Raw genomic sequence first — 11,606 nt, forward strand, 5'->3', positions numbered from 1 at the left:
CTATCTGTTTTTCAATATTTATTCTTATAAAGATTAAGTATACATTAGTTTTTCGCCAAGATTCCCTAAATGAAAATATATCCATAGGGAAGCGTGTAGAACCTTGCTATAACGATAATAAGAAAATACAGCCAATATATGTTACCTATATGTCTGCATTGCAATTGTAGGATTAGCAAAAACAAAATAATAATTTGGAAATACTGCATAAATTGTATGAACAAATATTAATAATCCTATCTATTGTTGAAGAGAACTAAAAAAAGAAGTTGTCCCTAAAAAGTCGTTTTTCAACGAATTTTTGAGACAACTTCTTTTCTTACATATTGTAAGTTAAATTTGAGAGTAAAATAAATTTAAGCATGTTATTATTTTGTAGAAATTCCTACATACGATGAAATATCAACATTTAATGCTTCTGCTAAGCGAATACCATATTCGCGATCCGCACGGAAGAAGTTACAAATAGCTAGTAGTTTCGTACGCTCATTTACGTCTTTCAAGTCATTAGTTAAGTTTGCAATTAAGTTGTCTTGCTCTTCTTTAGAGAATGAACGATAACGCTCACCGGCTTGTTTGAAGTCGTTCGGTTTCTCATTTTTTTCACGAGATACATAGCCTCCTACTCTCATAGTTGAATCGCGGTATGTTGGGTCTTCAACTGGATTTTCAGTATGGCGGCTCGGTTCATAGTTTATTGTAGATGGGTTTTGATTTACTTGCATCGCACCATCACGTTGTTGATTACGAACAGTTGCGTATGGGCAGTTTACAGGGATTTGTAAATAATTTGCACCAAGTCGGTAACGCTGTGTATCTGGGTAAGAGAATAAACGACCTTGTAATAGTTTATCTTCAGATGGTTCAATACCAGGTATAGTTGCACTTGGTGTAAAGGCCACTTGCTCTACTTCCGCAAAAAAGTTTTGTGGGTTACGATTTAGTGTCATTGTCCCTACTTCAATGAGTGGGAAACAATCTTCTGGCCATACTTTTGTTGGATCTAATGGGTCGAAATCTAAAGAATCCATTTGATCTAATTGCATCACTTGTACGTATAGATTCCATTTTGGATGATTTCCTTTTTCAATCGCATCGAATAAATCGCGAGTTGCATGATTGAAATCTTTACCTTGTACTTGTTCCACTTCTTTTGCACTTAAATTTCGTACACCCTGCTGTGGTTTCCAATGATATTTAATGTAAACAATTTTACCTTTTGCATTAATCCATTTAAATGAATGGACGCCGAAACCTTCCATTTCACGATAGTTTGCTGGTGTACCATAATCAGAAAATACCCATGTCATCATATGAGTAGATTCTGGTGTTAACGTCATAAAATCCCAATAACGATCTGGCGTTTGAATATTTGTATCAGGTGCTGGCTTTAAAGAATGCACCATGTCAGGGAATTTAATTGCATCACGAATGAAGAAAACTGGTAAATGGTTACCTACGATATCGTAGTTTCCTTCTTCTGTATAAAATTTAACAGCGAACCCACGCGGATCACGTGCTGTCTCTGGAGAGCCTTGGCCATGAATAACTGTTGAGAAACGAACGAATACAGGCGTTTCAGTTCCTTCATTTTGTAAAAATGCTGCCTTCGTATATTGCTTCATACTGTTTTTAGTTACAAATACACCGTGAGCACCTGCACCACGTGCATGTACAACACGCTCTGGAATACGTTCACGATCAAAATGAGCAAGCTTTTCTACTAAATGATAGTCTTCTAATAATACCGACCCACGGCGACCAGCTGTACGAGAATTTTGGTTATCTCCAACTGGAGCACCTTGGTTTGTTGTTAAGCGATTATTTGGATTCATGAAGTGGAACCTCCTATTTATAAACGATAATAATTTTTTTGTAATAATTATTTTAATTTAATATATATTTAGTTTTATTTCTTGTCAATAATTAAAAATCGTTTTTATTTCATTTTTTGAGATAGGGCCCGCGAATCAATCTATAAATATACCTTGTATATTTACCATAGCCAACCTAAAATACTCTGCAAAAAATCCATGACTCTGTTTTATCATCCAAAATTATCCAACCGATTAGTAATCTTCTAAACTAGAGCATACTAATCACACATCTTTTCTGCTGTTCCATTCTCCTTATATTTATATAAATTAATCCGCATGAGTACTCGTCTATCATTTTAGAATTTTTTTGAAACCCCTCCAGTGGGAACTATATGCTCAACTAAGTAATTATTTCATGTTATGTAGTATGTATATTAAGTTGTAATTATTATAAATTGATAATTGATAAAAGTAAATAATTTGTCGATAAATGTCATGAAAAAACCAATATCAATTCTTTTTTTATAATTTTTATAAAAAAAGAATTGATATTGTATGGAGATTATATTAATATCATTCGAGGATATTATGTACTTTTTGGGGATACCGCCAGCATTTTGAAAAAAACAAGCTTCTTAAATAAAAAGATCCCTAGCGTAAGATATTCGCCTTTAGGCTAAGAAGATATTAATTTCTTAGGAGAATATAAGTTTGGGAGATTACACCCAGTAAGTTTACATTGCTTATGTGATTTGAATATTAAAGAGCCGATTTGCTCATAACGAGGTAAATTGGGCTCTTTTCTTCTCTTAATATTCTTAGCTTGGTTTTTTTCTAAAATAAACGTTAATTATGAGGAGAGAATGCCGATGCTTAGAAAATGCCGAAATATAGGGAGCTTATTATTAATTCTTAATTTGCTAATTATAGCTTGTGTATTACAGGCCTTGGGAGAGGAGAATGGGGCATGACGGATGCAATTATAGAAATTTTTATGAAATTCATTGTGATTTATTGTATAGCCTGTTTTGGTGTTAGTTTGTTATGGAAAACGAAAATAGATTGAAAGATAAGGAGATTCACTATGAGCCTTCCCACCCAAAAAAAGATGTTGCAGCGAGTTAAAAAAGAGGCAACGTCATACTGTAATGTTGATCCGTTGGCTTTTGCAATAGGGATTAGAAATGGATTTTTAATGGTAATGCCATTTTGGTTAGTTGTATTGTATTTAGTTATATGAAAACGCCATAACTACGAAAGGGTGAAAGAAATGATTGCTTCGAATGGAATTGTAGATATTCATTCGAAAAAGCAGGCCCAAGAATTCACAATGGAAATGACAAAGCAAATGCTTCATGAAACTGTTGGATTCATGTGGGGGAGAACTACATAATCATTTTTAAGTGGAACCATCTTTTATATTAAAGCTAAGTATAAAGAACAAGCTCATTTATCCGAACTTAAGGTATTTGTTGTACAAAGTGAGAAGAAGGACAGCTTTTTAGAATATATCACTAGCCATTTGAGATTATCCTTCCTTTCATGCTTTTTAAATCATGTTAACTCGTAAAGATTCAATGCGTGCTCTTTGTTCCTATCCTTTCTGGATCGTATATGAGGGCAATAGAGAGGGGAAATAACAAAATGAGTTTAATCACTCCACATTATTTGCTTGTAGGCGGATGTTCGAAAGACAAAGTGTTACAGGCACATAAAAAAGCAAAAGAAATATTTAATCTGAATAGTGAAATGAATAAATTGATAAGTCCGTTGAGAAGCGACTCCTTTTTTATACTTTACGACGGCAGCCATCACAGATGGAAAAATGAAGATGAATATATGAAAGCGAAAACGGCATATATTCAATACCTTGTAGAGTCTGATATTCAGTTTGTAGAAATGGCAACTCAAGAATTAATTTCTTGAAAGCATGCAAAAGGTCCCAAAAAACTAGAACAGCACATCTATCATGTAGAAAGAAAAAAACGGCGCATCATTAATCAGCTAATCGATTGGGGAGTTTCAAGAGGCTCAACTTTATTCAGGTGAATCAGAAGAGAACTTGTATTATCTAGTCAAAGCGTTTTGAGGTGTATATAAAAACGTGGGAATTTAAGAGCAAACGATGAAAAACATTTCGTTTTCACGTAATAAATTATGTGGTGCTAGAGTTGACAGGAGCATGAGATTAAGGACGAAATAGTCCTATCACCTAATTAATATAAGGCGAATAAACTAGGGATACCACTCCATGTCCACCAACTTAAGAATCTTTACTAGCTCCACGTTATTCTTTCTAAAAGACTAAATAGAAAGGATGACCGTTTTTTTACTAGATTTTTAAGTTGATGGACATATATAGTGACTCCTAGGAGTTGATACATATAAAAAAGAGCTCATGTATATACAATTTTTAGAAAATAAACTACCAGAATCTTAGAACTTATATCAAACCAATAGCCGTTTATCAACAAGAGTAAAGGAGCGGTGATTATGACAACAATTTTAGTATTAGAAAATGATATAACCATCCGTAGTTTTATTACATTGAATATGAAGCGTGCTGGTTTCAATGTTTTAGAAACCGATACAGGTGAAAAAGCTCTTGAGCTTTTAGAACAGAATAATGTTGATATTGTAATACTTGATGTTATGTTACCAGGAATAGATGGATTTCGGGTATGCAAAAGCATACGAAAAAACAATGAAGATATAGGTATTATTATATTAACGGCACTTGTTCAAGAGAAAGATCAGGTACACGGTTTGACAATTGGGGCAGATGATTATATTAAAAAGCCATTTAGTATAATTGAATTAGTAGCACGTGTACAATCATTGCTAAGAAGAATTCAAAAAAATAAAAAGGATTTGGAATTGATTCATTCGGGGCCATTTCAATTAAATCTTCTGCTAGGAGAATTATATAGGAATGAGATAGTAATTGATTTAACTCCAACAGAGCATATTATTTTACGATATTTAATGGAAAATTCCATGAAACCAATTTCACGTAATGAACTCTTAAATAAAATATGGGGCATAAATTGTGTAGGTAATACAAAAGTCATCGATGTGAATATCAATCGTCTTCGTCAGAAAATCGAAACTAGTCCTTCTAATCCTGAGTTTCTCCTTACGGTACGAGGAAAAGGATATAGATGGAACGAAAACAAACATTGCAACTAATTTGGCAGGAAATCGATTCGCTTATACATTTTTTAATTACAAAAGTATTTACAAAACTTACAAAAACTATTTTTACTATTGAAAGCATTTTAATATTAGTGTTAAGAAAACAAGTTTTTTGTGGATAGTTTGTTTTCTTTCACCCTTACAGAACTGTCATCTTTATGTAACGTTATTAGATAGTTAATTTAGCTTTTAAATTTAATAATAGGATTATAGCAATCAACAATAACTTTTTAAAAATTATAGGAGTGTGTTAATAATGATCGTAACAACAACTAATACTATTCAGGGTAAAGAAATTATTGAGTATATAGACATCGTAAACGGTGAAGCAATTATGGGTGCAAATATCGTACGCGACATCTTCGCTTCTGTTCGTGACGTTGTAGGTGGCCGTTCTGGTGCTTATGAAAGTAAATTAAAAGAAGCTCGTGACATTGCCATGGAAGAAATGAAACAACTTGCAACGCAAAAAGGAGCAAATGCAATTGTTGGTATCGATGTAGACTACGAAGTTGTTCGTGATGGAATGCTAATGGTTGCAGTAAGCGGTACAGCTGTACGTGTCTAAATAGCAAGTAAACTATAACCTAATTGGTGAACTGCAACTCTACTTGTTAGACATAACTAACAAGTAGAGTTGCAGTTTTTTATAGAAAAATATTCTTTAAAAAAAATTAGTTACATGTGGTTCTGGTGAATAGTTAATATGTATCAAACAAGTCGATACATTAGGTTTAGGATTTACACAATCGCTATTAACTATTGGAATTTCTGGCCTAGCCCAAAAAAGATTCTTGCGAAAGTACATGAAGGGAATCAATTCCTTGGTAAAGGTCAATTTCTGCTACTAGAAATCGCTGATTTGGTTAAGACAAGATACCTAAGTACAAGCATATGGTTAGAAACCATCAAATATGATTTTAGAATTATGTATTATATGAAAAAGCCAAATGCAACATTTTCAGATGAATTAAAGGAAGTAAAAAAAAGAGAATAAGAGTGTCTCAAGCATACCAGGGTATGTTGAAAAATAAAAAACTAATTAAATCAAAAAGATGATGCAGAATAAATTATTAATATTATAAATATATATCGATTCAAAAGGAGATGTTTAGTTTGTTAAATTATGAAAAAGACGCAGAAGTTTTTAAGGCATTAGCTCATCCAGTAAGAATTGAAATTTTGAAACAATTAATTATAAGAGGGGCATGTAATGTAACACAAATTGTAGGTATACTGGGTATCCCACAATCTACTGTTTCACAGCATTTAGCAAAGATGAAATCTCAAAAATTAATTAGAAATGATAGAAAAGGATTAGAAGTCTACTATAGTGCCCAAAACAAAACTATTAATTCCATTGTTGAAATACTACTAGATTACAAATCTACTAATTGTAAGTAAAAAATAATAATCTTTGTTCCAGAACCCTCTAAGTCAATCAAGGATTCTTAGCGGATTGATGAGACGTATGTAAAAATTAAAGGTCAATGGATGTACTAATACCGTGCTGTTATTTAAAGTTAATACAATTAATTTTCATGTTTCAAATACGTCAATGACTCCTTATGATTAAACTACCCCCACTTTCACTTCTTTTAGAAGAGGGGGATTCCTAAGTAAAGAGTTAGGAGGCTATCTCCACAGTCCTTGCGGTTAGAAGCCTTATCGCTTCATTCTTTAGATTGATACTTGCGTTATAAACATTTTCAGTCTTCCTTCTTTTTAATTAACTCTTTTACAAAACCTTTTACTTTCTCTTTTTCTACCTCACTACATTTTCTTTCTTCAAATTCAGTTAGGTTTATATGGATCTCTTGTAATAGTTCATAAATATCTTTCATACTATCCCACCTCCTAAATTCTTTCTTATTTTAATTTTTTATGCAATTAAGAAAGTGAATCTAAGGCGTATTTAGTAAAAAATTATTATTTACATATTATAGAAATATTTCATTTGTAATATGTAACGTTAATAATGGATAGACAATTTCTTATACCTTATATAACGTATTAAACAAAGTGATTTCTCACACTTACCACAAATTTTTTTTAGATTGCATGCCATACGATTCCATGGTAACAAAAAATTGAAAATGTCTATTTTTTAAATTGTATTATTTAAAACACTTTCCAATTACTCCCCTCTATATTTGTAAATATTTACTTGATTGAAAATTTTATTTTTAAGCATCACTATTTTTATATCAAATAATCACAGAAAATTCAGAATTTTATTTAAAAAATTTTGAATATGTCTTTCTTGAAAAAAACTGTGATAATATTTAAAAAAACGATTTGAAGTTAATATTTCCCACCCTATTTTTAATTGAATTATTTTTTCATTTGAGTATCCTTACCTTATTTACTTCCTATTTGTTAGTTTATTGTATTCTGTTCTATATATTTATTTTTTAATGCGGTTGTTTAAAAATAAAAAGGTAGTCAGTCTGCAATATCTAAATAAATTAATTAGATGTTAAAGGGGGAAAAAACATTGAAATTGAAAAAAACTGTAAGTTCATTAGTATTAAGTGCTGCAATACTTGGTTCAGGAGCAACAGCAGCATTTGCTGCAACACAATATGTAGGGGGGGGAACATGGAATTATGGAACTGGTGGTGGTTCAGTTTGGTCAAATTATTACCACGGAAGCAAAGTTCACAAATCTTCAGTAATCGGACAATATTATTATAGTTCTCCATGGACGAACCCAGGTTACACTTCATATGCAAGTGCACCTGATACAGCTGGTGTAGATGAATCCTATTGGTCTGTTAAATAAAAAGTAAGAAAAATCCTAGAACACGTGGGTTATTACCTGCATGTTCTAGGATTCTATTTTATGTCACTTAAATACATATAGATAAGTAAATTATTTTTGTTAATATTTGAAGACAAAGAGTATTCTATCTTCATTTGAATTTTAAATGAAAATAGGATACGGAAAATGGAGACTGGTATGAAAAAAATATTAATTACATTAGTACTTGTAGCCTATGCTGTATCTTCATTTGTATTTACTAAGCACTTTGAAAAAAGAGAAATGGTAAATATTAATTTTTCTGATAGAAATGGAATTCAAGTGGTTGAATTGAATAAAGATGAACGTCCGGAAGATAAACTGAGAAAGATTGAGGATTTATCCAAAAAGGAAAAAATCAACATCTATAAATTATCATATAAACCGATTAAAACTTCAAAAAAACAAAAAGTAATTATCTATGCAGCTATAGGGGATGAAACACAATTCAAACAAAAATATCCACTAGAATGGGGAAAGATATTCAATCAAGATCATTCCGTAGCAAGTTATTTGTCATCAAGAGATACGAAAGATAAAGAGCAGGTTGGAAAAATAAACATATTTTCACCTGAACTTATGGTAGAAATTAAACCTATAGAAGCGGCAAAAGATGAAAATTTGAGAGGCGCTTATTTTGTTGATAGTAACAATCCAAACGTTGTTCAAAAGGTAAAAGAGAAATTAAATACCGAAATCGGATTCAAAACGGAAGAGTCAGAACGAGCAGGTGCTATGAACATCCTAGAAAATCAGGGAGTTGATAAGTACTTTATTATAGTTCTTACTATAGTTCTGTTACTCATCTTCCTGAGTTTTTTATATTATATATTATTAAATTATAAAAGTTTGGCAATTAGAAAACTGTTTGGATATACGGATAGAGAACTGATTTTTAAGCATCTATTAAAAGAAAGTATTCAAATTCATACGTTATCCTTAATGGTAGTTATTATAGGACAAGTAATATACTTGTTTTTTTATAATGGGATGAGTAAATTCTTAGATTTTGGTAGTACATGGATTGTGTGGCAATTAATTTTTTCAGGTATTTCTATTCTAGTTAGCCTACTTCCTTCTTTAATGATATATCATATAAAAATTATGGAACTATTAAAAAATAAAAAACCATTAAAACTAGTTCAATTTTTAAATTATAGTTCAAAGTTTATCTTTTCGATTTTTCTAATTATCTTTTCTTTTAATCTTATAAATTATTATCAAGATCTAACTGTACAAAACTCTAACCAGGAACAATGGGATACAACAAAAAATTATAGTTTTTATGAATATCAAAGTAATATTATAGGCGACCGCACAAACTGGGAATATGAAACTGGAATTAAAAGTAAGAAACTATTTGGAATAACTAACCAAAAAGGGGCTTTGCTTATAAAACCATCAGATGGCATAACGTACAAAAAACAGTTAGAGTATAACAATTCTTTAAACAATACTATAGGAGATGTTAAAGAGTATGATCCTCACGGCGGTAACACCCTTCAAGTGAATTCTAATTATTTACATGATAATCCAGTTTATGATTTGAATGGTAAAAAAATCAATATCGATGCTGATTATGGTGATTATTTAGTTATATTAGTTCCCAATAAATATCGCAGCAATGAAGCTGATATTTTAAAAATGTATAAAGAATGGTATCAATTCACAAGGTTTATTGATGAAGATAAACATAAGGAAAGCATAGGAGAAAAAATTGAACCACATAAACAGGTTGAAATTAAACTTACCTATATCCAAGATAACCAAAAACATTTTTTGTATAATCCTATGCTAGAGGTTAAAAACCAAAATTATAGCAATGGCGCTATATTGATTGTTGTTAACTCAGAAAATATGGGTGGAGACAGCTATTTAAGTTATTTAACTGGGCGTTATTTTTTCCCAAAAGTAGATAATCCAAGCCAGCCTTATAAAGAATTAAAAGAAGACATTAAAATCGCAGGTCTTCAAGATATCATTCTTACAACGCCGTCATTATATAGTATTGTAGATGATTATCTCTTTAAATTAAAAAGCGAACTTCAATTTACTCTTCTTTTTGTAACATTATTACTTAGCATAGAGATTATTATTACTTGTTTTACAATTTTAAATTATTTAGAAAGAAATAAATTTATTCATGCCGTTCAAAGAATCAATGGCTTTGATTTTTATAAGCGACACAGTAAAATCTGTTTTCTCTTAAGTCTTTTTTGGTTAATAATTTATTTAGGTGCATTAACATTTAAATTAGCAACTTATACAATTATTTCACTTATAATTCCAACTTATTGGTTAGTTGAATTATTAATTGTTTATTTCATCATTCGATTTGTAGAAAAGAAGAAAAATAAGGACGTATTAAAAGGAGCGTAGTTCAAGTGGAAATTGAGCTAAAAAATATATCTAAGAAATATGAAAATAAACAAGTGCTTGATAATTTTAATTTGGTTGTAAATAAAGGAGAAATGATGGCTATTACGGGTCAAAGTGGAACCGGAAAATCAACGCTATTAAATATAGTAGGTCTTTTAGAAGAACCAGACTCTGGAGATGTAATCATACAAGGAATAGAAAATGCTTGGAAGAGCGAGAAAAAGCAAATCGAGCTTTTTAGATATACAATAGGCTATCTCTTTCAAAATTATGCATTAATTGATAATGAGACTGTGAGCAAAAATTTAGATGTAGCACTAGAATATGTTAAGTTATCTAATAAAGATGACAAGAAAAAAGAAGTTCTAGAAAAAGTTGGGCTACTAGACAAATTAAACAGTAAAATTTATCAACTTAGTGGTGGAGAACAACAAAGAATAGCATTAGCTAGGCTCATGTTAAAAAAGAATGATATCATCCTAGCAGATGAGCCAACTGGATCATTAGATGAAGTGAATCGGGATCAGGTGCTTAGTATATTAAAGTCATTAAATAACGAAGGAAAAACAATTCTAATTGTTACTCATGACCCTGAAGTGTCTAAAATATGTACGAACGTTGTTACACTATAAATTTTGAAAATAAGATATTAACGGTTATGGTACAAAAATTTCAAAATAACTGTAATGAAAAATCCCCCATAGATTTTATACCTATGAGAGCTGCCTAAGGGTATTTCATATTTGACTTAGTTCTATTGTAACAGGCTTTCGCCATAGATGAGAAACATAAAGATCCAAAAACTAACTCTCATAACAAGAAATTCTTTAAACCTTTGTACGCTTATCTTATAAAAAAGAATGCTCTTTTAAATAACAAAAAGGGCATTCTTTTTTTTAGTGGCTTTATTCTCCAGTATTCAACTTCATTTTAACTGAGGCTTTAGCCTTTTCCGGTAGATGTCCTTTAATTCCCAGTCAGAAAGGTTTCGTTTTTGTGCAACTATTTGAATTGACGCAATTTCGTGATAAGCCTAAAACCACATGCCCATCAACTTAAGAAAGTAAATACCCCAAAACGAGAAAATTGGCATCTCCACATAAAAATATACAATTTTTTTGTTTTGGGGATGCTTCAAAATATTAGCTTGATAGCAATGGAATTCGTACATATGGATAATAAACAAACAGATTTCAGTTTCTAATTCATATTAGAAGTAATGTACCTATTTCTTCTGTACTTAAACCATTTAATTTTATACAGGTTTCTAGGGATAGGTTATAGGAATATTAATTTGGCTAAGATTCAATTATGGAGAATTAGTGAAAATAAACATTGAACTACCCCCACTTTCACTTCGTTTAGAAGAGGGGGATTCCTAAGTAAAGAGTTCTATCGAACTCTAATTTATT

12 protein-coding genes and 1 pseudogene are annotated in these 11,606 nt (G+C 31.0%); 11 read left to right on the forward strand and 2 right to left on the reverse strand.

All coding sequences use genetic code 11. From position 1 onward, the window contains the following. Window positions 1–368 precede the first annotated feature (368 nt). Window positions 369–1,835 carry a catalase gene (locus tag JDS95_RS24350; protein ID WP_001069195.1) on the reverse strand — a complete coding sequence of 489 codons (1,467 nt, stop codon included), beginning with the start codon at window positions 1,833–1,835 and terminating at the stop codon, window positions 369–371. 1,066 nt (window positions 1,836–2,901) lie between these two features. On the opposite strand from JDS95_RS24350, the gene JDS95_RS24355 reads away from it, so the two are divergent. From JDS95_RS24355 to JDS95_RS32195, 8 genes and pseudogenes are all read left to right on the forward strand, one after another. Further along, on the forward strand, window positions 2,902–3,057 hold the full coding sequence (locus JDS95_RS24355) for a hypothetical protein (protein ID WP_000056873.1): 156 nt from the start codon (window positions 2,902–2,904) through the stop codon (window positions 3,055–3,057). A gap of 30 nt (window positions 3,058–3,087) precedes the next feature. Next, window positions 3,088–3,210 (forward strand): hypothetical protein, encoded by a 123-nt coding sequence (locus JDS95_RS31595; RefSeq protein ID WP_255535850.1) that lies wholly within the window; start codon window positions 3,088–3,090, stop codon window positions 3,208–3,210. A gap of 251 nt (window positions 3,211–3,461) precedes the next feature. Next, window positions 3,462–3,743, forward strand: coding sequence for a hypothetical protein (locus JDS95_RS24360; RefSeq protein WP_000053162.1), 282 nt, complete (start codon window positions 3,462–3,464; stop codon window positions 3,741–3,743). A gap of 567 nt (window positions 3,744–4,310) precedes the next feature. Continuing rightward, entirely contained in the window at window positions 4,311–5,006 is a 696-nt protein-coding gene (locus JDS95_RS24365; protein ID WP_000207761.1) for a response regulator transcription factor, read from the forward strand. A 262-nt stretch (window positions 5,007–5,268) separates the two neighbouring features. Then, complete coding sequence (locus tag JDS95_RS24370; protein ID WP_000637486.1) at window positions 5,269–5,580, forward strand: heavy metal-binding domain-containing protein; 312 nt, start codon at window positions 5,269–5,271, stop codon at window positions 5,578–5,580. Window positions 5,581–5,718: 138 nt separating this feature from the next. Further along, a complete protein-coding gene (locus JDS95_RS24375; protein WP_000285048.1) occupies window positions 5,719–6,009 on the forward strand; it encodes a hypothetical protein in 291 nt (96 codons plus the stop codon). 119 nt (window positions 6,010–6,128) lie between these two features. Beyond that, window positions 6,129–6,416: an ArsR/SmtB family transcription factor gene (locus JDS95_RS24380; RefSeq protein WP_016107136.1), complete on the forward strand. Its 288-nt coding sequence runs from the start codon at window positions 6,129–6,131 to the stop codon at window positions 6,414–6,416. A gap of 51 nt (window positions 6,417–6,467) precedes the next feature. After that, window positions 6,468–6,567: pseudogene (locus JDS95_RS32195) on the forward strand (DDE-type integrase/transposase/recombinase); the annotation flags it as partial. Between the two features lie 154 nt (window positions 6,568–6,721). Here JDS95_RS32195 and JDS95_RS31600 read toward each other — a convergent pair. Then, window positions 6,722–6,856, reverse strand: coding sequence for a hypothetical protein (locus JDS95_RS31600; RefSeq protein WP_000653179.1), 135 nt, complete (start codon window positions 6,854–6,856; stop codon window positions 6,722–6,724). 653 nt (window positions 6,857–7,509) lie between these two features. Between JDS95_RS31600 and JDS95_RS24385 the strand changes: the two genes are divergently transcribed. The 3 genes from JDS95_RS24385 (at window position 7,510) to JDS95_RS24395 (ending at window position 10,826) form a co-directional block, all read left to right on the forward strand. Next, a complete protein-coding gene (locus tag JDS95_RS24385; protein ID WP_000768887.1) occupies window positions 7,510–7,797 on the forward strand; it encodes a lactococcin 972 family bacteriocin in 288 nt (95 codons plus the stop codon). A 177-nt stretch (window positions 7,798–7,974) separates the two neighbouring features. Next, entirely contained in the window at window positions 7,975–10,194 is a 2,220-nt protein-coding gene (locus JDS95_RS24390) for a DUF1430 domain-containing protein (RefSeq protein ID WP_002106847.1), read from the forward strand. Between the two features lie 5 nt (window positions 10,195–10,199). Continuing rightward, window positions 10,200–10,826 (forward strand): ABC transporter ATP-binding protein, encoded by a 627-nt coding sequence (locus JDS95_RS24395; protein WP_000402086.1) that lies wholly within the window; start codon window positions 10,200–10,202, stop codon window positions 10,824–10,826. Window positions 10,827–11,606 lie beyond the last annotated feature (780 nt).

This window comes from Bacillus cereus group sp. N24 (genome assembly GCF_016483345.1).
GTDB classification, from domain to species: domain Bacteria; phylum Bacillota; class Bacilli; order Bacillales; family Bacillaceae_G; genus Bacillus_A; species Bacillus_A toyonensis.